Genomic DNA, 25938 nt, shown 5'->3' on the forward strand with positions numbered 1-25938 from the left:
GGGATCTCCGGGAGAGGTTTGCCGGGACCCCGGGGAGGAGGGGTCAGGGTCCCGGCGCTACCGGGGCGCGCGCACCCCGATCTGTGTGAATCCGGTCGTTCACGCGGATTGACATATGTTAAATTTCGCCCCGCAAAGGGGGTGCGGCACGCAGTGCCGTGACGTCATGCCTTGTTGTATTTCGCGTCGACGTCGTTGATCGCCTGCACGTTGCCCGCCGAGCGGCCCTCGGGGTCGAAAGCGGTCGACAGGAAGGCCTCTGCGATGTCCTTCGCCAGCTCTGCCCCGATCACCCGCGCACCCATGGTGATGATCTGCGCATTGTTCGAGGTGGATGCCTTGGCGGCGGAATAGGTGTCGTGGCACTGCGCGGCGCGGATGCCGGGGATCTTGTTGGCCGACATGGCGACCCCGATGCCGGTGCCGCAGACAAGGATGGCGCGGTCGTATTCACCGGCCAGAACGGCGCTGGCCACGCGGTCCGAGAGGTTGGCGTAGAAGGCATCGGGGCCCGCATCGGTGCGCGAGATTTCCGACACCTCGTATTTGGCGCCAAGGTGGTCGGCGAGCGTCTTGGCCAGGCCTTCGCCTGCGCTGTCTCCGGCGATTGCGACTTTCATGGTGTTATCCTTTCAGGGTTGCGGCGCATTTGGCGAGGATGTCGAGGTAGCCCTCGACGCTCCAGGCGGAACGCCCGATGAACAGCCCGTCGATATGCGGGCATTGAATCAGCTCCTCGCAGTTGCCCGGGTTGACCGAGCCGCCGTAGAGGCAGGGGATGCGGCGGCCCAGAACCTCCTCGGCCACGGCGATGATCTCGGCCTGCCGCGCATCGGCATAATCCGAGGTGGCGGGGATGCCGTTTTCGCCGATGGCCCAGACGGGCTCATAGGCCAGCAGGATCTCGGCGCCCTTCTGACCGTCCGACAGCTTGCCCAGGGCGCCGCGCACCTGCTGGGCCAGCACCTCTTGCGCGCGACCGGATTCGCGCTCTTGCAGCGTCTCGCCGATGCAGATCAGCGGGATCAGCCCGTGGCGCACGGCGCTTTCGGTCTTCAGGCCCACCGTCTCGTCGGTCTCGCCGAAATGCTCGCGCCGTTCCGAATGGCCAAGCTCGACGATATCCAGCCCGCAATCGACCAGCATCGGGGCCGAGACCTCGCCCGTCCATGCGCCCGCATCAGCCCAGTGCATGTTCTGCGCGCCGACCTTGACCGAGGCGCCCGAAAGCATCGCGGCCACTTCGCGCACGGCGGTGAAGGGCGGGATCACGAAGCGCTGGATGCGCGGGTCGCGGGTGTCATCCGCCGCCGCCAGACCCTGTGCGAAGGCCTGCGCCTCGGCCAGCGTCTTGTTCATCTTCCAGCTTGTGCCGATCCAGAATTGGCTCATGCGGCTTGGTCCTTGTCTGCGAGGGTCAGGGTCAGCCCGGCCCGCGCCAGGGCGTCGAGGGTGTCGCGGGCGGGGGCGCGGTCGGTGATGATGTGGTCGAACTCGTCCAGCCCCGCCAGCCGGTGCAGCGCGGCATGGCCGAAGCGCGCGTGGTTCACCAGCAGGACGCGCGTCGCGGCGGCATCGATCATGGCGCGCTTCACCCGCAGCACGTCGTCGTCCATGTGAAAGACCTCAAGGCCGGACACGGTCGGCGAAGAGATAAAGCAGATGTCGGCGCGCAGCCGGGCGATGGCATCCTCGGCCACCTTGCCGAGGTAGGCGTTGAACTTCGCCGAATAGGTGCCCCCCAGCGCGATCAGCGTGATCCCCGCCTCGCCGCGCAGCGCGTCCAGCACGGCGGCGTTGTTGGTGATCACCGTCAGCGGGCGCCGCGCCACGCACATGCGCCCGAGGATCGCGGCCATGGAGCCGTCGTTGATCATCACCGTCATGCCGGGTTCGATCAGCGCCAGCGCGGCCTCGGCCATGGCGGTCTTGGCGGGCTCGCCCTGCCGCTCGCGCAGGCGGAAGTCGCTTTCGAAACGGGTGCCCGAGGCGATGGTCGCCCCGCCCCGGATCTTGCGCAGAAGCCCCCGCCCTCCAGCTCGTCGAGGTCGCGGTGAATGGTCATGCGGGACACGGCGAAGCGGTCGGCGAGGGCGTCAAGCTCCACCTCTCCGTCAGAGACCAGCAGGTCCATGATCGCCTGTTGTCGGTCGTCGCGTTTCACCGGGGATCCTCCTTGAGCGCTAACATTGCAGATCACAAAGGTAACGTCAATTATGTGATCTTGTGATTTTTTGTTGTGATGCACGGAGGCGCGCGTTATCGCTGCCTCAAACACGGAGGACACCCATGGATACGCCACTGGCTTGCGCGGAGGACGCGCCGATCACGGCCCCGGTTCTGGCCCAGCACCTGCAACAGCAGGGGACCGAACGCGAGCTGGCGCGCCTGATCGAGGCGATTGCCGAGGGCAGCGTCGCGGTGGCCCTGCGGCTGGCACAGGGGCGCCTGACCGGCGACCCGACCGCCGTGGTGGGCGTCAACGACTCGGGTGACAAGCAGAAGGCGCTGGACATGGCGGCGCATGACCACTTCCTTGCGCTGTTCCGGGGCCTGTCCGTGCGCAACGTGCTGTCGGAAGAGGCCGACGCGGTCGAGACCCTGAACCCCGAGGGCCAATACGACATCGCCATGGACCCGATCGACGGCTCGGGCAGCATCGGCATCGGGGCGCCCCTTGGCGCGCTGTTCGCGATCTTCCCGGCGGGCGAGACCTTCCTGCGCAGGGGCCGCGAGATGGTGGCCGCCTGCTACGTGTCCTTCGGGCACAGCGTCGATTTCGGGTTCTCGACGGGCCGGGGCGTGGCGATTGCCGCGCTCGACCCGGTCAGCGGCATGTACCACGTCGACGCGCCCGATGTGCGGGTGAAGCCCGAGACCGCGACCGTGGCCTTCAACGCCTCGAACCACCGCCGCTGGCCCGGGCCGCTGCGCGGCTACATCGACGGGCTGATCGCGGGCAAGGACGGGCCGCGCGGCAAGGATTTCAACATGCGCTGGATCGCGGCGGCGGTGGGCGACCTGCACCGCATCCTGCGGCAGGGCGGCGTCTTCATGTACCCCGCCGACACGCGCCCCGCCTATACAGAAGGCTTCCTGCGCCTCGCCTACGAGGCCTTCCCCATCGCCTATCTGATCGAGCAGGCGGGCGGCATCGCCTCGGACGGCGCTGGCCCGATCCTCGACCGCGTGCCGGAGCACCTGCACGACCGCACCCCGCTTTATTTCGGCAGCAGCGGCGAGATGACCGCCCTGCTCGACACCCTCAACCGCTAGGAGGCCCCATGGCCCGCATCACCCTTCGCCAGCTTCTGGATCACGCCGCAGAGAACGGCTATGCCGTGCCCGCCTTCAACATGTCGAACATGGAGCAGGGTCTGGCCATCATGGCCGCCGCCGACCGCACCGGCGCGCCGGTGATCCTGCAGGCCAGCCGCGGCGCGCGCGCCTATGCCAACGACGTGGTGCTGGCCAAGCTGATCGACGCGCTGGTCGAGATCTACCCGCATATCCCCGTCTGCATGCACCTCGACCACGGCAACAACCTTGCGACCTGCGTGACGGCGATCCAGCACGGCTTTACCTCTGTGATGATGGACGGCTCGCTGAAGGAAGACGGCAGCACCCCCGCCGACTACGCCTACAACGTCGCGGTGACCAAGGCGGTTGTGGACATGGCCCATGCGGCTGGCGTCTCGGTCGAGGGGGAGCTGGGCGTTCTGGGCTCGCTCGAGACCGGCATGGGCGACCAGGAGGACGGCCATGGCGCGACGGAAAAGCTGTCGCACGACCAGCTTCTGACCGACCCCGAAGAGGCAGAGCGTTTCGTGGCCGAAACCGGCGTTGACGCGCTGGCGGTGGCCATGGGCACCTCGCACGGGGCGTATAAATTCTCTCGCCAGCCGGATGGCGACGTGCTGGCGATGGAGGTGATCGAGGCGATCCACAAGCGGCTGCCCAACACGCACCTCGTCATGCATGGCTCGTCCTCGGTGCCGGAAGAGCTGCGGCTGCTGATCAACGAATTCGGCGGCGACATCAAACCGACATGGGGTGTGCCGCTGGAGGAGATCCGGCGCGGCATCCAGCACGGCGTGCGCAAGGTGAACATCGACACCGACCTGCGGCTGGCCGCGACCTCGGCGATCCGCAAGACGCTGGTCTCGGCCCCCGCCGAGTTCGACCCGCGCAAGTACCTGAAGCCCGCGATGGACGCGATGGCGGCCCAGTGCATCGAGAAGTTCGAGGCCTTCGGCACCGCCGGTCAGGCCGAGAAGATCCGCGTGCGCTCTCTGGCCACCATGGCCGCCGCCTACTGACCCCACAGGCGCGCCGCCGACCGAGGCGGCGCGCTTTCTTGCTTGCCGAAGAGTGCGTCCTCCTTGCCGGACGATGCACCTTCAACGCCGGGGAATGCCTCCACAACACCGCAGAGCGCACCCGCGATGCAAGAGAAGGCACGCTCGATAGCGGAATGTCTGTGCTCGATGGTGGAGGCTGCGCCCCCAACGCCAAAGGGTGCGTGCCTGATGAGGGAGAGTGCGCGCTTGGTGGCAAGGGCTGCATCCGCGTTGCCAGGGGATGCCCCCTTCATGCGCGCCGGACAGGGCGCACCAAGGCCTTGGCGCCTGCGGCAGGGTCGGCGCTTGACCGGCCCCTGCGCCCCCGCCCCTGCGATCAGTCCAGCAGCGCCCGCGCGGTCTTTTCGTCGGTGATCAGCCCGGAGAGCCTCCGGCTGTTCAGCACCGCGCGCAGCGGCTCGACCTTCTCCGGCCCACCGGCCAGCGCCACGATCCGGTCCTCGCGCCGTTCGCGCAGCGACACCGCCACGGTGCGCGCCGTCAGCGGCGTGGCGATATAGCCGCCATCGCGGTCGAAGAAATGGCCCAGCATCTCGCCCACGCCCCCGGTCGAGGAAATCGCCTCGATCTCCGACGGCTCGATCAGGCCAGAGACCACAAGCTGCGCCTGCTTGTCCGCCGATCCCACGCCCACCAGCTTCAGCGGCGCGCTTTCGGCCAGCTGCATGACCTCGGACACGCCGCGCTGGGACAAGAGCACCTCGCGGTCCTCGCAGGAATTGGCGAAGAAGGGCACCGGCATCACGTAGGCCCGCGCGCCGGTGCGCTCCGCCAGCAGGTGCATCACGTCATGCGGGTTGGCGGCGAAGTTCCGCGTCAGCCCGCCCAGCAGCGAGACGAAGCGCTGATCCGGCAGCGCCATGCGCGGCATCGCCTGCACGACGGCGGAGAGGCTGCGCCCGTGGCTGATGCCGATGGTGGTCTCTTCGCCGCTTTCCAGCCAGCGTTTCAGCCATGTCGCGCCGGTCAGACCCAGCGCGCGCAGCGGCATGCCCTCTTCTTCCAGATCCGGGGCGACTTCGCAGGTGTCCAGCCCGTAGCGCGCGCAAAGCGCCTGCTCCAGCTCGATGCACTCGACGATATCGCCCTCGATGGAAACCTTGACCGCCCCCTCGGCAACCGCGCGCTGGATCAGCCTGTGCGCCTTGACCGAGGGCACGCCCAGCCGCTTGGCGACCTCGGCCTGCCGCAGGCCGCCGACGTAGTGAAGCCATGCGGCACGGATCGCCAGAGACCGCTCGCCATCCACGACGGCTCTGTCCTTTGCCATATGCCTTCCTCCCCTCGGCGGGCGGTCACGCCGCCTTGCCGTCTTTTATTACGCTCTCTGGCTTATCGTCCATTGCCAAGGCTCAGACCTTCAGATCATCCGCGCCGCTGTCGATATGCGGCGCCCAGAAGGCCACGCTTTCAGCGATCTGTTCGATCACCTGCCGGTCATTGGGCTCACGCTCCTTGAAGCTGAGTTCGAGACAGATCTCGTTGTCCACCGCCCCGCCCTCGGCAAAGGCCTTCAGCAGCGGTTCCGGCTGGATCGCGCCCTTTTCGTTGAACTGCTTGGTAAAGGGCCGGTGGCCGGACTTGTCCATCATCGACTGCTTGATGTGGATGATCGGGCTGACCTTGGGCACCGCCCGCGCCCAGGCATAGGGGTCGGTGTCGTCGGGGTTGGGGCTGGTCACGTCGCCGTGGTCGATATCGGCCATCATCCACATCGGCACGGCCATGTCGGCAGCGGTCAGGCGGTCCTGCAGCTTCATGCATTCCGCGATCGTTTCGCCGAACTCTCGGCCCACGCTCATCGGCTCCCAGTAGACGTACTGCAATCCGGCAGCCTTGGCGTGCTCGGCCACCTCGGCCCAGCAGTCGATGGCGATCTGGATCAGCTCTTCGCGGCGAGCCGGGTCGTCGTAGTCGCGGTAGGTGAAGATCGCGAACTGCGTGCCCACCGAGACGCCGCCAAGGTCGGCGGTGATGTCGGCGAAACTCTTGAACCAGTCGACGTAGTAGCGCCGCACGTCCGCGTCCGGGTGGCCGAAGTGGTTGAGCCGCCCGTAGGGCCCCGTCATGCCCGAGGTCACGCGGGCGCCGGTGCGCTGCAGGGCGCGGTCCATCTGGCGGGTCAGGCGGCGGATCACCGGCGCGGGCCACGAGGGGTTGATGAACTCATGCGTCAGCTGGATGTCGCGGATGCGGATGTCGCGGGCGATGGCGTCGATCAGGTCGTCGGGATCGGCGTAGCGGTTCACCAGCGGGTTGGTGTTGAGCGAAAGTGTCAGAGCCATCACGCCGCCTCCGCCCTTGTGTCGAACCAGTCGGTGAAGGCGCGCTGCTGGTCCTCGGTCAGGTGCAGCCGGTGCTTGGTGCGGCGCCAGAGGATATCCTCGGCGGTCTGCGCCCATTCGTAATCCACCAGATAGCGCACCTCGGCCTCGTAAAGCTGCCCGCCGAAGTGGCGGCCCAGCCCGTCCAAGGACCTCGCCTCGCCCGCGATCTGCCGCACGCGGCTGCCGTAGCAACGCCCGTAGTGGCGGCGCAATTCGCGCGGCATCCAGGGGTAGTCACGCTTCATCGTATTGCGGAACTGCTCGTAATCGGCGTTTTCGAGGTCGCCGCCCGGCAGCGGCGCATCCTCTGTCCAGTCCTTGCCCATCTGCGGGAAGAAGCGGTCCAGCTTGTGCATGCCCCGCTCTGCCAGCTCGCGGAAGGTGGTGATCTTGCCGCCGAAGATGTTCAGCAGCGGCGCGCCGCCGGTCTCGTCCACGTCGAAGACATAGTCCCGCGTCACCGCAGAGGGGTTGCCCTGCCCGTCGTCGAACAGCGGCCGCACGCCCGAGAAGGTGGTTTCCACGTCCTCGCGGGTCAGCTCTTCCTTGAAGTAGCGGTTCACGGCGTCCAGCAGGTACTGGATTTCGCTCTCGTCCGCCGTCACCTCCTCGGCGCGGCCCTCGTAGGCGATGTCGGTGGTGCCGATCAGCGCCTTGTCGCGCTCGTAGGGGTTGATGAAGATCACCCGCTTGTCGTGGTTCTGCACAAGATAGGCGTTCTCGCCCTTCCAGAACTTCGGCACGATGATGTGGCTGCCCTTGACCAGCCGCACATTGCGCGCGCTGTTCGACCCTGCGACGCGGGTCACCACATCCGTCACCCAGTGGACCGGCGGCATTGACCAGAACCTTGGCCTGGAACTCCTGCGTCTCGCCGGTGACAGAGTTGCACGTGGTGACGTGCCAGACACCACCCTCGCGCCGCGCCGAGATGCAGGGCGAGCGGGTCAGCACCGTGGCGCCGCGCTCTGCCGCATCGACGGCGTTCAGCACCACCAGCCGCGCATCGTCCACCCAGCAGTCGGAATACTCGAAGCCCCGGGTATACTGGTCCTTGATCGCCGCGCCCTCGGGATCGCGCCGCAGGTCCAGCGTGCGGGTGCCGGGCAGCTTCTTGCGCCCGCCGAGGTGGTCGTAAAGGAACAGCCCCAGCCGCACCAGCCAGGCGGGCCGGTCCTGCGGGCTGTGCGGCAGGACGAAGCGCATCGGCCAGATGATGTGCGGGGCGTTCTTCATCAGCACTTCGCGCTCGATCAGCGCCTCGCGGACCAGCCGGAACTCGTAGTATTCGAGGTAACGCAGCCCGCCGTGCACCAGCTTGCCCGACCGGGACGAGGTGCCCTCGGCCAGATCGTCCTTTTCGGCCAGCACGACCGACAGGCCCCGCCCCGCCGCGTCGCGCGCGATGCCCGCGCCGTTGATGCCGCCGCCGATGACGAAGAGATCGACCTTGGGGATATCCGTCATATGTGTGCTCCTTCCGTGCCGCGTGCGGCGGCGAGCCCGTCCCAGACGGGCGCCAGCGCGCTGCGCGATGCTGCGTATGAGGTGAAAAGTCGGTCGTAGAGGGGGACAAGCGCCGGGTCCGGCTGTTCCGGCTGGCCCAGCAGCGGCGTGACCCAGTCGGCGATGCAGGCATCCATGTCGCCATAGGCGCCGATGGCCACGGCGGCCATCATGGCGCAGCCCGCCGCACCCGCCTCTTCGCGGGCCGAGACGCGCACCGGCGTGTGCAGCGAGGCCGCCAGCACGCGGCGCAGCGCGGCAGAGCGGGCGGCGCCGCCGGTCAGGCGCAGTTCGGCGGGCATCTCTCCCATCGCGGCGTAGCAGTCGCGCGCCGCCATCCCCAGCCCCTCGATCACCGCGCGGATCACGTCGGCAAAGCGGTGACCGGCGTTCAGGCCCACAAGGCTGGCGCGGGCATCGGCGTTGACGAAGGGGCCGCGCTCTCCGGCCTCGGAGATATAGGGGTGATAGACCAGCGCGCCGGGCTTGGACTTCAGCATCCATGTGTCGATATGGGCGACGAGGTCGGCGTGCGACGGCTCTGGCCCGAATTCCGCCATCAGGTCGGCGGCGAGCGCCAGTGGCCCAGTCGATGTTGAGCGTGGCGGCCATGTTGGTCTGGACCTGCGTCACGAGGCCGGGGACCGGCAGGCAGATGACGTAGCCGGTGCCCTCGGCGTTCAGGTGGACCCCGTCCGAGGTCACGGCCCGCATGTGGACACCGGTGGAGCCCACGGTCGAACAGGCGGCGCCCGCATCGCCGGTGTGCACGCCCGCACCCAGCGCCGTCATGACCATGTCGACGTAACCCAGCGAGACGGGTGTGCCCGCACGCAGCCCGGTCAAAGCCGCGGCCTCGGCGCTGAGCGGATGCGTGACCTGCGTGCCGTCGAGGATCTCGGGCAGCAGGGCGCGGCGCGCGGTCAGGCCCAACGCCTCGATCACCGTGTCGTTGTACTGGCGGGTGCGGAAATCGCCGAAGGTGAAGGAGGCCTCGGAAGGGTCGGTCGCCCGCACCCCGGTCAGCCGCAGGTACAGCCAGTCCTTGCAGTGCAGCGCCACCTCTGCCGCGTCCAGAAGCGCCGGGCAGCTGCGGTGCATATGCGCCATCTGCGCGCCCTGCTGGCAGGTGTTCAGCCCGGTGCCCGTCGCCTCGAACCGGGCGCGGTTCATCGGGCCGGCTCGCCAGCGCCTTCACCGTCGGCGCGGCGCGCGCATCCAGCCAGAGCCACGCGTCGGTCACCGGCGCATCCTCGCGCCCCACCAGCCAGGTGCCGTCACCCTGCCCGGTCAGCGCCACGGCGGCGCAGCGGGCGGCGAGCTTCGGAACCTTCTCGCCAAGGCCGCGCAGCGCCTCGGCGCAATCGGCCCATGTGCGGGTCAGGGATTGCGTCGCGGCGCCGTCGCCGCCTGTCGTATAGGTGTTGCGCACGGCAGAGGCGGCGATCTGGCGACCGCCCAGCGTGAAGGCCACCGCCTTGATGACCGAGGTCCCCGCGTCGATGCCCACGATCAGGTCGGACGAATCGCTCATCCCCTGCCCTCTCGTGCAAATCCCACCATGTCCGGCACGGCTTTCCTCCCTCTAGTCATCTGGTCGCCGCCCCGCTGCGGGCGGTCACCGGGTCGGTTTCACCTATGCCCGCAAAGCAGGCATGACCCCCGTTTTCCCGCCCAAGGCTTAGCACGAAATTTTACCAGTGCATGAATTTTTTTGCAGACATAGTAATTTTTTTCAATTACGGTCCTGTCAATCCGCCGCACCCGGGGTGACCCGAACGGGGACCGACACCGGGAATTGAGGAGTTTCGGGGCTGGTGGAGAGGGAGGATTTCATGCGCGCACCCAAGAGGTTGCCGACTTCCCGTCCGACATGAACCAAGCCCCCGGGAACGGGGCGCACCCCGACACAGGGTTGAGGAGGCATCACGTCATGGCCATGACCGGCACCACGGCAGCACGCAGCAAGGTCTCGCGCCGCAGCCTGATCCTTGGCGGGGGCGCGGCCCTCGTTCTCGTCGCCATCGCGCTCGACACCACCGTGGTCCACGTCGGGTCGGAACAGGACCTGCGCCAGCAGGCCTTCGATCCCGACCGTTTCGGCGCGGCAGAATTCCCCCGCATCCGCGAGGCCATCGTGGAGCGCGCCGCAGAGGCGCCCGCGCTGGTGACCAAGCTGGCCGCCGACAAGGCGGGCGCGGTGGCGGATCACGGCATTCAGGCGGGCGCCTTCCCGGTGATGGCCGTGACCTTCACCGGCACCCTGGGCGAGGGCAAGTCCGGCATCTTCGCCGTGACCGTGCCCGACCTGCCGGACGGCCAGACCATCCGCGTGCAGACCGGCCCCGCCATCAACGGCACCGAGTTGCGCGACTTTCCCGGCGACATCGTCTTTGGCGCCTTTACCAACCAGATCGAGTTCCAGGACGCCGGTGCCGCTCTGAACCGGGCCATGTCCGCAGAGGTGCTGTCGGATCTCGACCGCGATACCCTGACCGGCAAGACCGTCACGGTCACCGGCGCCTTCACCATGATCAACCCGAAAAGCTGGCTGGTGACCCCCGTCCGCCTCGAGGTTGCGGAATGAAGACCCCGATCCACGACGAAACCCCCGAGGCCAGCCCCGACCGGGCCGAGGTCGTTCTGGCCGCCCGCAATGTCGCCAAGACCTTCGGGGCCGTGCAGGCCCTGAAGGGTGTCAACTTCGACGTGCATCGCGGGCAGGTCACCACGCTGTTCGGCGAGAACGGCGCGGGCAAATCGACCCTGATGAAGATCCTCTCGGGCGTGCACCTGCCCTCGTCCGGCGAGCTGATCCTCGACGGCAAGCCGGTCGAGATCAACTCGACCGTCGAGGCGCGCGAGCTGGGCATTTCGATCATCCACCAGGAGCTGTCGCTGGCGCCCAACATGTCGGTGCGCGACAATATCTTCATGGGCCGCGAGATCATGGGGCCGATGGGCGTGGACTACGCCGAAGAGGCCCGCCAGACCCGCGCGCTGATGGCGGAACTGGAAGAGGACATCGACCCGCTGACCCCGGTCGAGAACCTGCGCCTTGGCCAGCAGCAGATCGTGGAAATCGCCCGCGCCCTGTCGGTGAACTCGCGCATCCTGATCATGGACGAACCGACCTCGGCCCTGTCGGCGTCAGAGGTCGAGGTGCTGTTCAAGGTCATCCACGACCTCAAGGCGCGCGGCGTCAGCATCGTCTACATCTCGCACCACCTCGAAGAGGCGCTGACCATCACCGACCACGCGGTCGTGCTGCGCGACGGCGTCATGACCGCCTATGCCCCGCGCGCCGAGATCGATCTGGAATGGATCGTGCGCAACATGGTCGGCGAGAACTTCGACCTTGGTTCGCCCCCGCAATCGACCTTCGGCGCCCCGGCGCTGGAGCTGAAGGGCCTGTCCGTCGCCTCGCATTCCGGTGCGGGCCTTGCGGTCGACGCAATGGACCTGACCGTCCGCAAGGGCGAGATCGTCTGCATCTACGGCCTGATGGGCGCCGGGCGCACCGAGATGATGGAAACCGTCGCGGGCCGCCTGAAGCCGGTCGCGGGCGACGTGCTGCTGAGCGGACAGTCGGTCAGGGGCCTCGGCATCGCGCAGCGGATCGAGGCGGGCCTTGTGCTGGTTCCCGAGGACCGGCAGCGCGACGGGCTGGTGCAGACCATGACCGTGGGCCGCAACCTGTCGCTGTCCTCGATCGGGCGTTTCACCAAGGGGCTGTTCACCAACCTCAGGGCCGAGCGCAAGATCATCGACGGCGCGATCAAGGAGGTCACGGTCAAGACCGACGGCCCCGGCGCGCCCATCGGCTCGCTGTCGGGCGGCAACCAGCAGAAGGTCGTGATCGGCAAGATGCTGGTGACGCATCCCGACGTGATCCTGCTGGACGAACCGTCGCGCGGCATCGACATCGGCGCCAAGGCCGAGGTCTTCCGCATCCTCGCCGAACACGCGGCGCGCGGCATGGCGGTGGTCTACTCGACCTCGGAGGTGGGCGAATGCCTGTCCATCGCGCACCGGATCATCGTGATGCGCCGCGGCAAGATCGCCGCCGAATTCTCATCCGACACGACGAAAGAAGCGATCATGGCCGCCTCTGGCGAGAGCCTGGTCGCCTGACGGGAGGAACCCAAGAATGACGGACACAACGACTTCCGCCGCCGGGCAAAGCCCCGCGAAGAAATCCGGTTTCAACCTGATGCACCTGCTGCTCGAGGGCCGCGCCTTCTTTGCGCTGATCGCGATCATCGTCACCTTCTCGCTGCTGTCACCGAACTACGCGACCGTGTCGAACTTCCTGATCATGGCCAACCACGTGGCGATCTTCGGCCTTCTGGCCATCGGCATGCTGCTGGTGATCCTGAACGGCGGCATCGACCTGTCGGTGGGCTCTGTCCTCGGGCTGACGGGGGTCTTCGCGGGCTTCCTGATGCAGGGGGTCGAGCTGGAGGCCGCGGGCGTGATCCTCTACCCGCCGGTCTGGGCCGTCGTGGTGCTGACGCTGGCGCTGGGGGCCTTTGTGGGCTTCTGCAACGGCATCCTCGTGGCCTTCTTCAAGGTGCCCGCCTTCGTGGCCACCCTTGGCTCGCTCTACGTGGCGCGCGGCGTGGCGCTGCTGATGACCAACGGCCTGACCTTCAACAACCTGTCGGGCGACCCCTCCCTGGGCAATACCGGCTTCGACTGGCTGGGCTTCAACCGCATCGCGGGCGTGCCGGTAGGCGTGATCATCCTTGCGCTGGTCGCCGTGGCCGCCGGGCTTCTGCTGTCGCGCACCGCCTTCGGGCGCTGGCTCTATGCCTCGGGCGGGAACGAGCGCGCGGCGGAACTGTCCGGTGTGCCGGTCAAGCGGGTGCAGATCATCGTCTACATGCTGTCGGGCATGTGCGCCGCCATCGCGGGCCTCGTCCTGTCGTCGCAGCTGACCTCTGCCGGGCCGACCGCGGGCACCACCTACGAGCTGACCGCCATCGCCGCGGTCGTGGTGGGCGGGGCCAGCCTGATGGGCGGGCGCGGCACCGTGCGCGGCACGCTTCTGGGCGCCTTCGTCATCGGCTTTCTGTCCGACGGGCTCGTGATCATCGGCGTCTCGTCCTACTGGCAGACCGTCTTTACCGGCGCGGTCATCGTGCTGGCCGTGATGCTGAACTCGATCCAGTACGGCGGCAAGAAGAAGACCTGACCGCCCCCTTTCCTGCGCCGTCAGGGGAGAGGAGCCCCGGCGTGGATAAACCGCCGCAGAATCGGCACCAAGACCAACCAATGGGAGACCACCACATGATGACCTTCACCAAACGCGCCCTTCTGGCCGCTGCTGCCTCGCTGCCCCTGATGGCGGGATCGGCCCGGGCGCAGGACCAGGGCCTGATCTCGATCATCGTCACCGAACCGGCGAACCCCTACTGGTTCACCGAGGGCGAGGTCGCCAGTGACCACCGCCGAGGAACTGGGCTACGAGACCACCGTCGCCGCGCACAAGGGGGACACCAATACCGAGTCGAACCTGATCGACGCCGCCATCACCAACGGCGCCAAGGCCATCATCCTCGACCCGGCCAACGCGGACGGTTCCGTCGGCGTGGTGCGCAAGGCCACCGACGCGGGGATCCCGGTCTTCCTCGTGAACGCCGAGATCAACGAAAGCGGCATCGCCATCGCGCAGCTGGTGTCGAACAACGCGCAGGGCGCGGCCCTCGGTGCCGTCGCATGGCAGGAAATGGTCGGCGACGAGGCCAAATTCGTCGAGCTCTTCGGCAACCCGTCGGACAACAACGCCGCGACCCGCTCGAACGGCTACAACACCGTTCTGTCGCAGTACCCGACGCTGGAAAAGGTCGCGCAGGAAGTGGCCAACTGGGACCGCACCCAGTGGCTACAACAAGATGCAGTCGATCATTCAGGCCAACCCCGAAATCGACGCCGTGATCTCGGGCAACGACGAGATGGCGCTTGGGGCCATCGCCGCGCTGAAAGAGGCCGGCAAGCTCGAAGGCACCATCGTCGGCGGTTTCGACGGCTCGCCGGATGCGGTCGACGCCATCAAGGCCGGTGAACTGGCCTATACCGTGCTGCAGCCGGTCGCCGTCTTCGCCGAAGCGGCGGTGCGTCAGGCCGACTACTACATCAAGAACGGCGAGCCGATGGTGGCCGAGGAAAAGCAACTGTTCGACTGCGTCCTGATCACCGCCGACAACGTTGACAAGTACACCGCCCCCTTCGTTCTGTCCGAGTGACCCGGACAGCGTAACGAGTATCGCAGGCGTCCCTTCGGGGGCGCCTGTTGCGTTTCAGGCGCAGGGCATCCACCCCTGCATAATCCTGCAATATGGCGCATTTCTTCCAGCCTTGCGGGACAGCACGCCCCGCCACAGCTGGCATCGGGCATCGTGAACGGTCAAACTTCCTCTTGCGAAGGGCCATTCCTGCCCCGTACCCTAAGGGTCATTGCCGGGAGAGGTGACGGGAAATCATGCAGGATTTCGGAGAGGCATTTTCTCTGGCCCTCGGGCTGGTGGTCTCGCCTTCGGGCGACCTTGCCGAAATCGTCGCCCTGTCGCTGCGCGTCAGCCTGTCCGCCACCCTGATCGCCTGCCTGATCGGCCTGCCGCTGGGCGCGCTGCTGGCCATCGCGCGGTTTCGCGGGCGCGGCGCGGCGCTGGTGCTGCTGAACGCGCTGATGGGCCTGCCGCCGGTGGTCGTGGGCCTGATCGTCTACCTGCAATTGTCGCGCGCGGGGCCTTTGGGCTTTCTCGGGCTGCTCTACACGCCGACGGCGATGATCATCGCCCAGACGATCCTGATCACACCCATCGTCGCCGCCCTGTCGCGGCAGATCCTCGAAGACATGAACGCCGAATACGCCGAGCATTTCCGCTCGCTCTGCCTGTCGCGGCTGCAACGGGTGCAGGCGCTGCTCTGGGACGCGCGGACGGCGCTGGCGACCGTGGCGCTGGCGGGCTTCGACCGCGCGGTGGCAGAGGTCGGCGCGGTGATGATCGTCGGCGGCAACATCGACCACCTGACCCGCGTCATGACCACCGCCATCGCGCTGGAAACCTCGAAGGGCGAACTGGCGCTGGCCATGGCGCTGGGGATCATCCTCATGGCGCTGGCCCTTGGCGTGAACGCGCTGGTGCAGGGGCTGCGGATCTCCGCTGAAAGGCAGGAAGCCCATGCGTGATCTCTCGGCACCCGAGGCCCTGCTCGACACGTCGACCGACATGGCGCTGCGCCTCTCGGGCGTCCGGCTGATCCTTGGCGGGCGGGCGGTGCTGGACGGCGTCGACCTTGCCCTGCCCGGGCAGGGTGTGACCGCCGTCATGGGCCCGAACGGCGCCGGCAAAAGCCAGCTGCTGAAGCTGGCCCACGGGCTGACGGTGCCCACGGCGGGCACCGCAACATGGAACGGCCGACCCGCCGCGACGATGACGGCCTCGCAGGCGCTGGTGTTCCAGAAACCCGTTCTGCTGCGCCGCTCGGTCGCCGCCAATCTCGACTTCGTGCTGAAATCCCGCCGCAAGGACCGCACGCTGGCGCCGGGGTTGCTGGCCCATGTCGGCCTTGCCGACAAGGCCCGCCAGCCCGCCCGCGCCCTGTCCGGCGGCGAGGCGCAGCGCCTTGCCATGGCCCGCGCGCTGGCGCTGGACCCGAAGGTGCTGCTGCTGGACGAACCCACCGCCAGCCTCGACCCCGCCTCTGTCCTCGCGATCGAGCACATCACGCTGCAGGCCCGCGACCGGGGCGTGAAGGTGATCCTCGTGACGCATGACATCGGGCAGGCCCGGCGCCTGGCCGACGACGTGGTCTTCCTGAACCGGGGGCGCGTCACCGAACATTCCCCGGCAGAGACCTTCTTTGCCGCGCCCCGCAGCGCCGAGGCCGTGGATTTCCTGAACGGCAGGCTGATCGTCTGACCCCCGACCCACCCCGAAAGACCAATGAGGATACCATGACATTCAAGACCCTGACCGTTGCCGGCCTTCTGGCAGCGCTTCCCCTCTGCGCCGCCGCGCAGGAGGCGATCATCGTGCAGTCGACCACCTCGACCGCCAACTCCGGCCTCTACGACCACCTGCTGCCGATCTTCTCGGACAAGACCGGCATCACCGTGAACGTGGTCGCCGTGGGCACCGGTCAGGCGATCAGCAATGCCGCCAATTGCGACGGCGACGTGCTGCTGGTGCATGCCAAGGCCTCGGAAGAGAAATTCGTCGCCGAGGGCGGCGGCACCCTGCGCACCGACCTGATGTACAACGACTTCGTGCTGGTCGGCCCCGCCGATGATCCCGCCGGCATCGCCGGAACCTCGGACATCGAGGCGGCGCTTTCCGCCATCGCCGAGGCCGAGGCGCTCTTTGCCTCGCGCGGCGACGACAGCGGCACCCACAAGAAGGAGCGCGCGCTGTGGACGGCGGCAGAGGTCGACCCGGCCAGCGGCTCGGGCGAATGGTACCGCGAGACCGGCTCGGGCATGGGGGCGACGCTGAACGCGGGCATCGGCATGGGCGCCTATGTGCTGACCGACCGCGCGACCTGGATCAGCTTTGCCAACAAGCAGGACTACCAGATCGCGGTCGAGGGCGACAACGACCTCTTCAACCAGTACGGCGTGATCCCGGTGAACCCCGAGAAATGCCCCTCGGTCAATGTCGACGCGGCACAGGCCTTCACCGACTGGCTTCTGTCGGCAGAGGGACAAGAGGCCATCGGCGCCTACAAGGTCGACGGCCAGCAGCTGTTCTTCCCCAACGCGCCGAAACAGGGTAGCTGACAGGGGTAAGCCACAACACAGGCCCCCATGGCAGAACCCGAATACCTGACGGTCCCGGAACTGGCAGAGCTTCTGCGCATCAAGGAGCGCAAGGTCTACGACCTTGCCTCCAGCGGAGAGGTGCCCTGCACCCGCGCCACCGGCAAATTGCTGTTTCCCGCGCGCGGCGTGCGGGCCTGGCTGCTGAAACACAGCCAGGGCCACGTGCCCAAGGTGCCGCGCCCCGCCGTGGTGCTGGGCAGCCACGATCCGCTGCTGGACTGGGCGATCCGCGAATCGCGCTGCGGGCTGGCCAGCTACTTCGACGGCTCCACCGACGGGCTGGCCCGCTTCAACCGGCGCGAAGGCGTCGCGGCGGGCCTGCACCTTCAGGATCCCGAAGGCCGCGAATGGAACATCCCCAGCGTCGACCGCTACTCTGGCTCGACCAGAACGCCGTTCTGGTGCGCTTCGCCACGCGCGCGCGCGGTCTGGTGCTGGGTCAGAGCATCACCGGCATCACCGCGATGCCCGATCTGCGCGGGCGCCGCGTCGTGCCCCGCCAGCCGGATTCCGGCAGCGACGTGCTGTTCCGGCAACTGGCGGATCGCGCGGGCCTCGCCCTCTCGGACATGGTCCTGACCGACATCGCCCGCACCGAAACAGAGGCCGTGCAGGCAGTGGCCCGCGGCGAGGCCGACGCCACCCTTGGCCTGCACTCGGTCGCGCAGGACTTCGGCCTGCCCTTCGTGCCGCTCATCGACGAACGCTTCGACCTCCTGGTGAACCGCCGCGCATGGTTCGAAACGCCGATGCAGCGCCTGATGACCTTCTGCCAGTCAGAGGCCATGGCCACCCGGGCCGAACGCATGGGCGGCTACGATCTCACCGGCCTCGGCACCGTGCGCTGGAACGCCTGACCCCGCCGCCCCGGCCCCGGCCCCGGCTCCGGCTCCGGCACAGGACCCTGCTTCTTCTGTCCGCAAATATCCCGGGGTGAGGCGCGCAGCGACGAGGGGCAGCGCCCCTCTGCCGCGATCAGCCGCGCATTACCCCTCCCAGGCGGTCACGCGCCGGTCGATGGTCTTGCGGCTGACCCCCAGCCGCCGCGCGGCCTCGGCCCGGTTGCCCTCGCAAAGGTCCAGCACGTGCAGGATATGCCGCTGCATCACCTGTTCGAGGTTCTCGATGGCGCGCGCGCCGGTCACCCGCGTGTCACCGGCGAATTCCGCCGGGAAATCGCCAAGGATCACCGACCGCTCGACCAGGTTCTTCAGCTCGCGCACATTGCCGGGCCAGTCGTAGCGCCGCATCTTCAGCAGCGTCTCGCCGGACAGGTCCAGCGCCGGCAGGCCCAGCGTCGCGGAAAACTGCTGCATGAACAGCGCCGCCAGTTCGGTGATGTCCTCGGAACGGTCCTTCAGTGGCGGCATATGGATGCGCACCACGTTCATGCGGTGGTAAAGATCGGCGCGGAAGCGGCCCTGCCCGACCTCTTCTTCCAGCGCGGTATTGGTGGCGAAGAGAAAGCGCAGGTTCAGCGGAAACTCGCGTTCGGCGCCGATGGGCCGCACGCGCTGGTCTTCCAGCACCCGCAGAAGCGCCGCCTGCACCTGATCGGGCATCTGCGCGATCTCGTCCAGAAACAGCGTCCCGCCATCGGCCAGCAGGAACAGCCCCGGCTTCATCTCGTCGCCCGGCCCGTTCACGCCAAAGAGCTCCTGCGCGATATGATCGGGCGAGATCGCCGCGCAGTTCACCGCCACGAAGGGCCGACCGGCACGGTCCGACAACTGGTGCAGGTGCCGCGCCGCCAGTTCCTTGCCGGTGCCGCTGGCGCCGGTGAACAGAACCGGCGTCGGCAGCGGCGCCAGCTTCTTCAGCATGGTGCGCACCTCGGCCATCGGTTCCGACGTGCCAAGCAGCTTGCTGCCCTGCGCCTCGGCGTTCAGCTCGTGGCGCAGCAGCGTGTTGTCGCGGCGCAGGTACTTGCGGTCCAGCGTGCGCGCCACCGCGCCAAGGATCTGGTTCGCGCGGAAGGGCTTCAGCACGAAATCGCTGACCCCGGCGCGCAGCGCGGCAATCGCCGTTTCCAGGTCCGCATAGGCGGTGATCAGGATCGTATCCGCCAGAAAGCCCAGCTTGCGCTGCTCGGTCACCCATTCCAGGCCGGTCTTGCGCGGCATCACGTTGTCGAGGATCACCACGTCGAAATGGCTCTCGTCCAGCTTGGTCGAGGCCTCTTCGGCAGAGCCCGCAAGTTCGATGCGCTTCACCCGGGGCTGAAGCGTCTTGTACAGGAAATTGCGCATCCCCGGCTCGTCGTCGATCACCAGGATCGAGGCACCGGCGAGGTCGCTGCCGTAGTCCTTGCCGTCCATCAGTCCAGGCGGACGTTCTGGCCCGTGGCACGGTCGGCGGTGGAATAGTCCAGCTCGTTGGTCAGCGCCCAATGCGCGCCGTATCCGATGGCGGCGATTGCCACGAAACCAAGGATCATTGCCTTCATTCTTTTGTCTCCGTGCTGGCCGAACGCAGGAAGGCGATCAGGTCGGCGCGGTCCTGCGCGCCAGAGATCACCTGCATCGGCATCTTGGAACCCGGAATATAGTGATCCGGGCCCTCGTCAAACAATGCGTCGATCGTCTGGTCCGTCCAGACGATATCCGACCCGTCGAGGGTCGGGGAATAGATATAGCCCGGCACCGCCCCGGCGGCGCGGCCAAAGACCCCGTGCAGTGTCGGCCCGGCCTTGCGGCTGGGGCCGGGGGTCAGGGCGTGGCAGATCGAGCACTTACGCATGAACTGCCGCTCGCCGTTGGACATGGTCTCGGGGTCCTGAAGGAAGGACCGCTCTCCGGTGATGCCCGGGTCGAAGGCGTCGAGACTGGCGACCGGCCAGCCATAGGCCACGTCGTCGAGGCCGCCCGCCCAGATCGTCGCGCCATCGGGCGAGAAGGCCAGCGCCCAGACCGGCCCCTGCCGGGTGGCGCGGAAGTCGCGGGCGATGGTCCAGTCGGCGGTGTCCACGATCATGATGTAGCCCTGCCCGTCCCCCACGGCCAGACTGTGGGTCCCGGCGTCGTAGGCCATCGACAGGATCGGGCGGCGGTCGAGGGTGAAGTCCGCGATCTCTGCGCCGTCGTGGTCGATGACCCGCGTGCCGCCATCGACCGCGCCATAGGCGATCCAGTCCGGCGTCACGATGACCTCGTTGATGCCGAAGCCGTGGCTGATCACCGGCAGGGCCTGATCCGTTGCAAGATCGTAGCGCATCAGCTGGCCGGTAGAGGTTGCGGCGTATAGCGCGCCCTCCCCGAAGGCCACGGCGTTGACGCCGCCCGGCGCCTCCAGCCTGCGGCCCGCGCCCTCCAGCGGCCAGAGGCCCACGGTCCCGTCCCACGATCCGCTGGCCACCACGCCGTCGCGGACAGCCAGCGAGGTGACCTTGCCCAGATGGGTGCCCAGCACGCGCGGCGCCTCGCCCCACAGACGGACGGTGTAGTCGTCCCCGCCCGACAGCAGCAGGCCCCCGACCGCCAGAACCGTGTTCACGGCGGCCTCGTGCCCTTCCAGCCAGTCCGGCGCGCGCCCGGTCCACACCCCGACAGAGTTGTCGAAACTTGCGGTCGCGACCCGGCCCGCATCGTCCACGGCGATGCCCATGATCGGCCCGCCGTGGCCCTTCAGCGTCGTGAACTCCTGCGCCTGCGCGGCGGCCCCGGCAAGGGCCACCAGCAGCGCGCCCGCAAGCGCGCGCATCACTCCGCCGGGCTGTGGTGGGCGACGGGCTTGCCGCCCTCCTTCGCCTTGACCTTGGCGTACCAGATCGAGTGGTGCTGTTCGGCCCAGTTCTCGTCCACCTGACCGGAGCCCATGGCGTCGAAGGCGCCCTCCATCCCGACGGAGCCGATGTAGATATGGGCGAGGATGATCACCATGAACAGGAAGGCCACGATGCCGTGCCAGGCCTGCGCCAGTTGCATTTCCTCTTGCGGGGCAAGGTTGGTGGGCAGCGGCCCCATGCCGACCCAGCCGGGCAGGCCAAGCTCGTTGATGATGCTGAAGGTCTTGGCAAAGAGCGGCAGTTCGAAGGGGAAGAGCAGCGACAGCCCCGACAGCGAGATCGAGAAGCCGAAGACCACCACGGACCAGAAGATGATCTTCTGACCGGCGTTGAATTTCTTCGCGGGCGGGTGGTTCTTGCCGATGATGCCACCGGCCTGCTTGAACCAGATCAGGTCCAGCTTGTTCGGGATATTGTGCCAGACCCAGAGCACGAACATCAGGATGACGCCCAGCATGAAGGCCCAAGAGACATTGTTGTGGATCAGCTTGGACCAGACCAGCAGCGTCGCGTTCACCTCTTTGCCCAGAAGCGGCGCGATGAACATGCGCCCGAAGAGCGTGGCAAGCCCGGTCAGGCCCAGCAGGATGAAGGAACCCGCCGTCATCCAGTGGGTAAAGCGCTCGAACCCGGCGAAGCGCGTGACCGTGGTGCCGGTCGTGCCGCCCTCGATCCGCACGCGGCCACGCAGCAGGAAGAACAGGCCCAGCAGCCCGATGGTGCCCAGCAGCGCCCAGCCGCCCCAGATGGCCAGCGGGCCCTCGCGGAACTGCCACCAGGCCATGCCGCCGTCCTGCACCAGCACCTTGCCCACGTCGTTGCGGGTGGACGCGCGGACGTCCGGCATGGTGTCGTAGCGCAGCGCGCGCCAGAGGTCGGGGTCCGAGGCCCCGCCCAGCGTGCCAAGCTGCGGCACGCCCGCCTCTTCGCCGAAACCGGTGTTGGAAGAGCGGAAGCTGTCGTCGATCTGCTCGCCGCGCTGGCGGGCAAGGATGTCCTCCAGCGTCTGCGCGCCGCCGGTCGCCTCGCGCGCCTGCGCCAGTTCCGCCTCGCGGCTGGTCTCGATCCGTGGCGGTTGCAGGAAGAAGACCCCGGCGATCACCAGCCCGAGGGCCAGAAGCATGAAGAGGCCGAAGCCGCTGGACCGTTTTGACATCACTTACCCCGTCAGGAAATCTGCCCCCGCCGCCGCACGGCCAAGGGGGAAACGGCCCGCACCCTGCGGCGCGGACCGGATTAGGTTCAGGAAGGGCGGGTCGCGGACCCACCCTCGGCGGACGGCCTCAGCCGCCTTTCTGGTCGTAGGCGGTGCCCCAGCCCCATGCGCCCGAGCCGAAGCCACGGGCCACGACGCGCTCGCGGTAGATCCCCGAGACCACGTCGCCGTCCCCGGCCAGCAGGGCCTTGGTGGAACACATCTCGGCGCAGATGGGCAGCTTGCCCTCGGCGATCCGGTTGCGCCCGTACTTCGAGAACTCTGCATTCGAGTTGTTCTCTTCGGGGCCACCGGCGCAGAAGGTGCATTTGTCCATCTTGCCGCGCGACCCGAAGTTGCCGGCCTGCGGATACTGCGGCGCGCCGAAGGGGCACGCGTAGAAGCAGTAACCGCAGCCGATGCACAGGTCCTTGGAGTGCAGGACCACGCCTTCCTCGTTCTGGTAGAAGCAATCCACCGGGCAGACGGCCATGCAGGGCGCGTCCGAACAGTGCATGCAGGCCACCGAGATCGAGCGTTCGCCCGGCTTGCCGTCCTGGATCGTCACCACGCGGCGGCGGTTGATCCCCCAGGGCACCTCGTGCTCGTTCTTGCAGGCCGTGACACAGGCGTTGCATTCGATGCAGCGCTCGGCGTCACAGAGAAACTTCGCTCTTGCCATATCGTTCTCTCCTTATGCCGGCATGATCTTGCAGAGGGTGGCCTTGGTCTCCTGCATCTGGGTGACCGAGTCGTAGCCGTAGGTCTGCGCCGTGTTGGTGCTTTCGCCCAGGACATAGGGGTCGGCCCCGTCGGGGTATTTCGACCGCTGGTCCTCGCCACTGGAAATGGCCGCCGAAGTGGAAGGGCATGAAGGCCACGCCCTCGCCCACCCGTTCGGTCACCAGAGCCATGACCTTGACCTTGCCGCCTTCCGGGCCTTCGACCCAGACATCGGCCCCGTCACGCACACCAAGGTTGTTGGCGTCGCGCGGGTTGATCTCGACGAACATGTCCTGTTGCAGTTCCGCCAGCCAGGGGTTCGACCGGGTCTCGTCCCCGCCGCCCTCGTATTCCACGAGGCGCCCCGAGGTCAGGATGATCGGATAATCCTGGCTGAAGTCGTTCTTCTGGATCGACGCGTACATGGTCGGCACCCGCCAGAAGGACTTGTCCTCGTAGGTCGGGTAGTCGGCCACCAGATCGCGGCGGTTGGTGTACAGCGGCTCGCGGTGCAGCGGGATCGGGTCCGGGAAGGTCCAGACCACCGCACGCGCTTTGGCGTTGCCATAGGGCGCGCAGCCATGGGCGATGGCAACGCGCTGGATGCCGCCGGAAAGGTCGGTCTTCCAGTTTACGCCGCCGACAGCCGCAGCATAGTCGCTGGGGCGGTCACCCTGCTGCGAGGTCTCGCCGACCTCCGCCTGACCCTCGTCGGCCTCTTCCGGGGCCTCGTAGCCCGCGACACGCTCGATCACCGCGCGCTCTTCCGCGGTCAGGTCGCTGTCCCAGCCGAGGTCGATGAGCATCTGCATGGTGAACTCGGGGTAGCCGTCGGGGATTTCCGACCCGACCGGGGCCACGCCCTCGGCCAGCAGGTTGTCGCCCTCGTGCTCGACGCCGAAACGCGCCCGGAAGCCCATGCCGCCCTGCGCCACCGGCAGCGAGACGTCATAGAGGTTGGCCGACCCGGGGTGGTTCATCTCGGCTGTGCCCCATGCGGGCCACGGCATCCCGTAGAAGTCGCCGTCGCAGGGTCCACCCAGCGCCCGCAGCGTCGTGCGGTCAAAGGTGTGCTGGTTGGCCATATGCTTCTTCAGGCGCTCCGGGCTTTGCCCGGTGTAGCCGATCGTCCACATGCCCTTGTTGAACTCGCGGGTCAGATCCTCGACCACCGGCTCTCCGTCGACCACCTCGATGTTGCGGAACATGCGGTCCGCAAAGCCGAACTTGGTGGCGAACTTGTGCATGATCGTGTGATCCGGCAGCGATTCGAACAGCGGAGCGACCACCTGCTCGCGCCATTGCAGCGAGCGGTTGGACGCGGTGACCGAACCCCGGGTCTCGAACTGCGTCGCGGCGGGCAGCAGGTACACGCCGTCGGTGCGGTCGTGCAGCACCGCCGAGACGGTGGGATAGGGGTCCACCACGACCAGCAGGTCGAGCTTCTCCATCGCGCCCTTCATCTCGACCAGACGGGTCTGAGAGTTCGGCGCGTGGCCCCAGAACACCATCGCGCGGGTGTTGTCGGGCTGTTCGAGGTTCTCCTTGGCTTCGAGGACACCGTCGATCCACCGGCTGACGGGGATGCCGGTGATGTTCATCATCGCCTTGTCCTTGCCGTCCGCGCCTTTCATGGTCGCGAAGCGACCGGCGAGGTAATCGAAATCCTCTTCCCAGACGCGCGCCCAGTGCTGCCAGGACCCCTTGGACAGGCCGTAGTAGCCCGGCAGGGTATCGGCCAGAACGCCAAGGTCCGTGGCGCCCTGCACGTTGTCATGGCCGCGGAAGATGTTGGTGCCGCCGCCAGAGGTGCCCATGTTGCCCAGCGCAAGCTGCAGGATGCAGTAGGCGCGGGTGTTGTTGTTGCCGTTCGAGTGCTGGGTGCCGCCCATGCACCAGATCACGGTGCCGGGACGGTTGTTGGCCAGCGTCATGGCCACGCGCTTCAGCTGCGAGCCCGGGGTGCCGGTGACACGCTCGACCTCTTCGGGCGTCCACTTCTTCACCTCTTCGCGGATCTGGTCCATCCCCCAGACACGGGTGCGGATGAATTCCTTGTCCTCCCAGCCGTTGTCGAAGATGTGGTAGAGGATGCCCCAGACCAGCGCGACGTCCGAACCGGGACGGAAGCGGACGTATTCGTCCGCATGCGCGGCGGTGCGGGTGAAGCGCGGATCGCAGACGATCAGCGGGGCGTTGTTCTGCTCCTTGGCGCGCAGGACGTGCAAGAGCGAGACGGGGTGCGCCTCGGCCGGGTTGCCGCCGATGATGAAGATCGCCTTGGAGTTATGGATGTCGTTGTAGCTGTTGGTCATGGCGCCGTAGCCCCATGTGTTCGCAACGCCCGCAACGGTGGTCGAGTGGCAGATCCGCGCCTGGTGATCCACGTTGTTCGTGCCCCAGTAGGCGGCGAACTTGCGGAACAGGTAGGCCTGCTCGTTCGAATGCTTGGCAGAGCCCAGCCAGTAGACGGAATCCGGCCCGCTTTCCTCGCGGATCGACATCATCTGGTCGCCGATCTCGTTGATCGCCTCGTCCCACGAGATGCGGACCCATTCTCCGGCGACCTTCTTCATGGGATACTTCAGGCGGCGCTCGCCATGGGCGTGCTCACGCACCGAGGCGCCCTTGGCGCAGTGGGACCCCAGGTTGAAGGGGCTGTCCCAGCCGGGTTCCTGACCCGTCCAGACGCCATCCTGCACCTCTGCCATGACGGTACAGCCGACCGAGCAGTGTGTGCAGACGGATTTCTTCAGCTCCACGGCGCCGGTCGCGGCGGCGGTGGCGGCGCTGGCCTGCTGGACGGTTCCGCCCGTCGCGGCAATGGCGGCAAGGCCGCCGATGGCCAGACCGGACCCGCGCAGGAAGGCGCGGCGGTCGACCGAGGCATTTGCGGCCTCGGACAGGATCGAAGTCCGCTGGGGGCGTCTCGCTACCCCGTTGGTCTTTTTCCTAAGCATGTTTCTCTCTCCCTTGCTCGCGCGGACCCATGTCCTTGCTTGCTTGGTTGGGGCTCATGACCTTGGCAGTCGGGCGTCACGCAACCAGTCGCCTCGGTCGGTTCTTGTGCCGGGTCCGCCTTGGCGGGCCTTGCGGATGTATCGGGATCGTTGCGGACCCGGTCTTGCCCGGACGCGCAGCCTATCCGAAAACCGGTGCCCACTTTTCGGGCTGCACGCTTGGTGTCGCGCAGCTTGTCCGAAAACCGGTGCCCA

22 protein-coding genes and 6 pseudogenes are annotated in these 25938 nt (G+C 67.4%); 12 read left to right on the plus strand and 16 right to left on the minus strand.

From position 1 onward, the window contains the following. Positions 1 to 164 precede the first annotated feature (164 nt). The 4 genes from ABFB10_RS08485 to ABFB10_RS08500 are packed head-to-tail and all read right to left on the minus strand — an operon-like array spanning position 165 to position 2164. On the minus strand, positions 165 to 620 hold the full coding sequence (locus ABFB10_RS08485; protein ID WP_023848565.1) for an RpiB/LacA/LacB family sugar-phosphate isomerase: 456 nt from the start codon (positions 618 to 620) through the stop codon (positions 165 to 167). A 4-nt stretch (positions 621 to 624) separates the two neighbouring features. Beyond that, positions 625 to 1392, minus strand: coding sequence for a triose-phosphate isomerase (locus ABFB10_RS08490; RefSeq protein WP_347166183.1), 768 nt, complete (start codon positions 1390 to 1392; stop codon positions 625 to 627). After that, on the minus strand, positions 1389 to 1922 hold the full coding sequence (locus tag ABFB10_RS08495) for a DeoR/GlpR family DNA-binding transcription regulator (protein WP_347166184.1): 534 nt from the start codon (positions 1920 to 1922) through the stop codon (positions 1389 to 1391). The genes ABFB10_RS08490 and ABFB10_RS08495 overlap by 4 nt, the downstream gene beginning before the upstream one ends. Beyond that, on the minus strand, positions 1898 to 2164 hold the full coding sequence (locus ABFB10_RS08500) for a DeoR family transcriptional regulator (RefSeq protein WP_347166185.1): 267 nt from the start codon (positions 2162 to 2164) through the stop codon (positions 1898 to 1900). Before ABFB10_RS08500 ends, ABFB10_RS08495 begins: the two co-directional genes overlap by 25 nt. Positions 2165 to 2289: 125 nt before the next feature. On the opposite strand from ABFB10_RS08500, the gene ABFB10_RS08505 reads away from it, so the two are divergent. Together ABFB10_RS08505 and fba are read left to right on the plus strand one after the other, a co-directional pair. Continuing rightward, the gene (locus ABFB10_RS08505; protein ID WP_347166186.1) at positions 2290 to 3276 is read left to right on the plus strand and encodes a class 1 fructose-bisphosphatase; all 987 of its coding nucleotides are present in this window, start codon (positions 2290 to 2292) and stop codon (positions 3274 to 3276) included. Positions 3277 to 3284: 8 nt separating this feature from the next. After that, positions 3285 to 4319, plus strand: a complete 1035-nt coding sequence (fba, locus tag ABFB10_RS08510) for a class II fructose-bisphosphate aldolase (protein ID WP_347166187.1) — start codon at positions 3285 to 3287, stop codon at positions 4317 to 4319. Between the two features lie 358 nt (positions 4320 to 4677). Here fba and ABFB10_RS08515 read toward each other — a convergent pair whose 3' ends face one another. From ABFB10_RS08515 to ABFB10_RS08540, 6 genes and pseudogenes are all read right to left on the minus strand, one after another. Beyond that, the gene (locus tag ABFB10_RS08515; protein ID WP_347166188.1) at positions 4678 to 5631 is read right to left on the minus strand and encodes a sugar-binding transcriptional regulator; all 954 of its coding nucleotides are present in this window, start codon (positions 5629 to 5631) and stop codon (positions 4678 to 4680) included. Positions 5632 to 5713: 82 nt separating this feature from the next. After that, positions 5714 to 6646: a sugar phosphate isomerase/epimerase family protein gene (locus ABFB10_RS08520; RefSeq protein ID WP_347166189.1), complete on the minus strand. Its 933-nt coding sequence runs from the start codon at positions 6644 to 6646 to the stop codon at positions 5714 to 5716. Continuing rightward, positions 6646 to 8155 (minus strand): annotated as a pseudogene (locus tag ABFB10_RS08525) (glycerol-3-phosphate dehydrogenase). Before ABFB10_RS08525 ends, ABFB10_RS08520 begins: the two are co-directional and overlap by 1 nt. Next, positions 8152 to 8754 (minus strand): FGGY-family carbohydrate kinase, encoded by a 603-nt coding sequence (locus ABFB10_RS08530; protein ID WP_347167975.1) that lies wholly within the window; start codon positions 8752 to 8754, stop codon positions 8152 to 8154. Before ABFB10_RS08530 ends, ABFB10_RS08525 begins: the two are co-directional and overlap by 4 nt. A 277-nt stretch (positions 8755 to 9031) precedes the next feature. Beyond that, positions 9032 to 9367: pseudogene (locus ABFB10_RS08535) on the minus strand (FGGY family carbohydrate kinase); the annotation flags it as partial. A gap of 67 nt (positions 9368 to 9434) precedes the next feature. After that, positions 9435 to 9728: pseudogene (locus ABFB10_RS08540) on the minus strand (FGGY family carbohydrate kinase); the annotation flags it as partial. Between the two features lie 399 nt (positions 9729 to 10127). Between ABFB10_RS08540 and ABFB10_RS08545 the strand changes: the two are divergent. The 10 genes and pseudogenes from ABFB10_RS08545 to ABFB10_RS08590 all read left to right on the plus strand — a co-directional run bounded on the left by ABFB10_RS08545 (position 10128) and on the right by ABFB10_RS08590 (position 17878). Next, a complete protein-coding gene (locus ABFB10_RS08545; RefSeq protein WP_347166190.1) occupies positions 10128 to 10781 on the plus strand; it encodes a DUF2291 family protein in 654 nt (217 codons plus the stop codon). Beyond that, on the plus strand, positions 10778 to 12328 hold the full coding sequence (locus ABFB10_RS08550; protein WP_347166191.1) for a sugar ABC transporter ATP-binding protein: 1551 nt from the start codon (positions 10778 to 10780) through the stop codon (positions 12326 to 12328). Before ABFB10_RS08545 ends, ABFB10_RS08550 begins: the two co-directional genes overlap by 4 nt. A 16-nt stretch (positions 12329 to 12344) precedes the next feature. Further along, entirely contained in the window at positions 12345 to 13391 is a 1047-nt protein-coding gene (locus ABFB10_RS08555; protein ID WP_347166192.1) for an ABC transporter permease, read from the plus strand. 246 nt (positions 13392 to 13637) lie between these two features. Next, positions 13638 to 14015, plus strand: a pseudogene (locus tag ABFB10_RS08560) (substrate-binding domain-containing protein); the annotation flags it as partial. Positions 14016 to 14091: 76 nt separating this feature from the next. Further along, positions 14092 to 14442 (plus strand): substrate-binding domain-containing protein, encoded by a 351-nt coding sequence (locus tag ABFB10_RS08565; protein WP_347166193.1) that lies wholly within the window; start codon positions 14092 to 14094, stop codon positions 14440 to 14442. 236 nt (positions 14443 to 14678) lie between these two features. Continuing rightward, positions 14679 to 15389 (plus strand): ABC transporter permease, encoded by a 711-nt coding sequence (locus tag ABFB10_RS08570; RefSeq protein ID WP_347166194.1) that lies wholly within the window; start codon positions 14679 to 14681, stop codon positions 15387 to 15389. Then, entirely contained in the window at positions 15382 to 16122 is a 741-nt protein-coding gene (locus ABFB10_RS08575) for an ATP-binding cassette domain-containing protein (protein ID WP_347166195.1), read from the plus strand. Before ABFB10_RS08570 ends, ABFB10_RS08575 begins: the two co-directional genes overlap by 8 nt. Before the next feature lie 35 nt (positions 16123 to 16157). Further along, complete coding sequence (locus ABFB10_RS08580; RefSeq protein ID WP_347166196.1) at positions 16158 to 16979, plus strand: ABC transporter substrate-binding protein; 822 nt, start codon at positions 16158 to 16160, stop codon at positions 16977 to 16979. 27 nt (positions 16980 to 17006) lie between these two features. Beyond that, a pseudogene (locus tag ABFB10_RS08585) lies at positions 17007 to 17339 on the plus strand (helix-turn-helix domain-containing protein); the annotation flags it as partial. A gap of 29 nt (positions 17340 to 17368) precedes the next feature. Then, complete coding sequence (locus tag ABFB10_RS08590; RefSeq protein WP_347166197.1) at positions 17369 to 17878, plus strand: substrate-binding domain-containing protein; 510 nt, start codon at positions 17369 to 17371, stop codon at positions 17876 to 17878. A 129-nt stretch (positions 17879 to 18007) separates the two neighbouring features. On the opposite strand, the gene ABFB10_RS08595 is transcribed toward ABFB10_RS08590, so the two are convergent. From ABFB10_RS08595 to ABFB10_RS08620, 6 genes and pseudogenes are all read right to left on the minus strand, one after another. After that, on the minus strand, positions 18008 to 19339 hold the full coding sequence (locus ABFB10_RS08595; protein ID WP_347166198.1) for a sigma-54-dependent transcriptional regulator: 1332 nt from the start codon (positions 19337 to 19339) through the stop codon (positions 18008 to 18010). Continuing rightward, the gene (locus ABFB10_RS08600) at positions 19339 to 19467 is read right to left on the minus strand and encodes a hypothetical protein (protein ID WP_285803642.1); all 129 of its coding nucleotides are present in this window, start codon (positions 19465 to 19467) and stop codon (positions 19339 to 19341) included. The genes ABFB10_RS08595 and ABFB10_RS08600 overlap by 1 nt, the downstream gene beginning before the upstream one ends. Beyond that, positions 19464 to 20720, minus strand: coding sequence for a c-type cytochrome (locus ABFB10_RS08605; RefSeq protein WP_347166199.1), 1257 nt, complete (start codon positions 20718 to 20720; stop codon positions 19464 to 19466). The genes ABFB10_RS08600 and ABFB10_RS08605 overlap by 4 nt, the downstream gene beginning before the upstream one ends. Further along, positions 20720 to 21961 carry a formate dehydrogenase subunit gamma gene (locus tag ABFB10_RS08610; RefSeq protein WP_347166200.1) on the minus strand — a complete coding sequence of 414 codons (1242 nt, stop codon included), beginning with the start codon at positions 21959 to 21961 and terminating at the stop codon, positions 20720 to 20722. Before ABFB10_RS08610 ends, ABFB10_RS08605 begins: the two co-directional genes overlap by 1 nt. Positions 21962 to 22088: 127 nt before the next feature. Further along, a complete protein-coding gene (fdh3B, locus tag ABFB10_RS08615) occupies positions 22089 to 22682 on the minus strand; it encodes a formate dehydrogenase FDH3 subunit beta (RefSeq protein ID WP_023848587.1) in 594 nt (197 codons plus the stop codon). Between the two features lie 12 nt (positions 22683 to 22694). After that, positions 22695 to 25683: pseudogene (locus ABFB10_RS08620) on the minus strand (formate dehydrogenase subunit alpha). Positions 25684 to 25938 lie beyond the last annotated feature (255 nt).

The sequence above is a fragment of the Ponticoccus litoralis genome (genome assembly GCF_039769985.1).
GTDB classification, from domain to species: Bacteria; Pseudomonadota; Alphaproteobacteria; order Rhodobacterales; family Rhodobacteraceae; genus Ponticoccus; species Ponticoccus litoralis.

Excerpts from the sequence above, each read along its gene's own strand:
- ABFB10_RS08565 (WP_347166193.1), top strand. The coding sequence starts at position 14,092 with ATGCAGTCGATCATTCAGGCCAACCCCGAAATCGACGCCGTGATCTCG.
- fba (WP_347166187.1), top strand. The coding sequence starts at position 3,285 with ATGGCCCGCATCACCCTTCGCCAGCTTCTGGATCACGCCGCAGAGAAC.
- ABFB10_RS08610 (WP_347166200.1), bottom strand. The coding sequence starts at position 21,961 with ATGTCAAAACGGTCCAGCGGCTTCGGCCTCTTCATGCTTCTGGCCCTC.
- ABFB10_RS08545 (WP_347166190.1), top strand. The coding sequence starts at position 10,128 with ATGGCCATGACCGGCACCACGGCAGCACGCAGCAAGGTCTCGCGCCGC.
- ABFB10_RS08555 (WP_347166192.1), top strand. The coding sequence starts at position 12,345 with ATGACGGACACAACGACTTCCGCCGCCGGGCAAAGCCCCGCGAAGAAA.
- ABFB10_RS08575 (WP_347166195.1), top strand. The coding sequence starts at position 15,382 with ATGCGTGATCTCTCGGCACCCGAGGCCCTGCTCGACACGTCGACCGAC.
- ABFB10_RS08520 (WP_347166189.1), bottom strand. The coding sequence starts at position 6,646 with ATGGCTCTGACACTTTCGCTCAACACCAACCCGCTGGTGAACCGCTAC.
- ABFB10_RS08550 (WP_347166191.1), top strand. The coding sequence starts at position 10,778 with ATGAAGACCCCGATCCACGACGAAACCCCCGAGGCCAGCCCCGACCGG.
- ABFB10_RS08505 (WP_347166186.1), top strand. The coding sequence starts at position 2,290 with ATGGATACGCCACTGGCTTGCGCGGAGGACGCGCCGATCACGGCCCCG.
- ABFB10_RS08485 (WP_023848565.1), bottom strand. The coding sequence starts at position 620 with ATGAAAGTCGCAATCGCCGGAGACAGCGCAGGCGAAGGCCTGGCCAAG.
- fdh3B (WP_023848587.1), bottom strand. The coding sequence starts at position 22,682 with ATGGCAAGAGCGAAGTTTCTCTGTGACGCCGAGCGCTGCATCGAATGC.
- ABFB10_RS08580 (WP_347166196.1), top strand. The coding sequence starts at position 16,158 with ATGACATTCAAGACCCTGACCGTTGCCGGCCTTCTGGCAGCGCTTCCC.
- ABFB10_RS08530 (WP_347167975.1), bottom strand. The coding sequence starts at position 8,754 with ATGGCGGAATTCGGGCCAGAGCCGTCGCACGCCGACCTCGTCGCCCAT.
- ABFB10_RS08590 (WP_347166197.1), top strand. The coding sequence starts at position 17,369 with ATGGAACATCCCCAGCGTCGACCGCTACTCTGGCTCGACCAGAACGCC.
- ABFB10_RS08595 (WP_347166198.1), bottom strand. The coding sequence starts at position 19,339 with ATGGACGGCAAGGACTACGGCAGCGACCTCGCCGGTGCCTCGATCCTG.
- ABFB10_RS08495 (WP_347166184.1), bottom strand. The coding sequence starts at position 1,922 with ATGGCCGAGGCCGCGCTGGCGCTGATCGAACCCGGCATGACGGTGATG.
- ABFB10_RS08515 (WP_347166188.1), bottom strand. The coding sequence starts at position 5,631 with ATGGCAAAGGACAGAGCCGTCGTGGATGGCGAGCGGTCTCTGGCGATC.
- ABFB10_RS08605 (WP_347166199.1), bottom strand. The coding sequence starts at position 20,720 with ATGCGCGCGCTTGCGGGCGCGCTGCTGGTGGCCCTTGCCGGGGCCGCC.
- ABFB10_RS08490 (WP_347166183.1), bottom strand. The coding sequence starts at position 1,392 with ATGAGCCAATTCTGGATCGGCACAAGCTGGAAGATGAACAAGACGCTG.
- ABFB10_RS08570 (WP_347166194.1), top strand. The coding sequence starts at position 14,679 with ATGCAGGATTTCGGAGAGGCATTTTCTCTGGCCCTCGGGCTGGTGGTC.
- ABFB10_RS08600 (WP_285803642.1), bottom strand. The coding sequence starts at position 19,467 with ATGAAGGCAATGATCCTTGGTTTCGTGGCAATCGCCGCCATCGGATAC.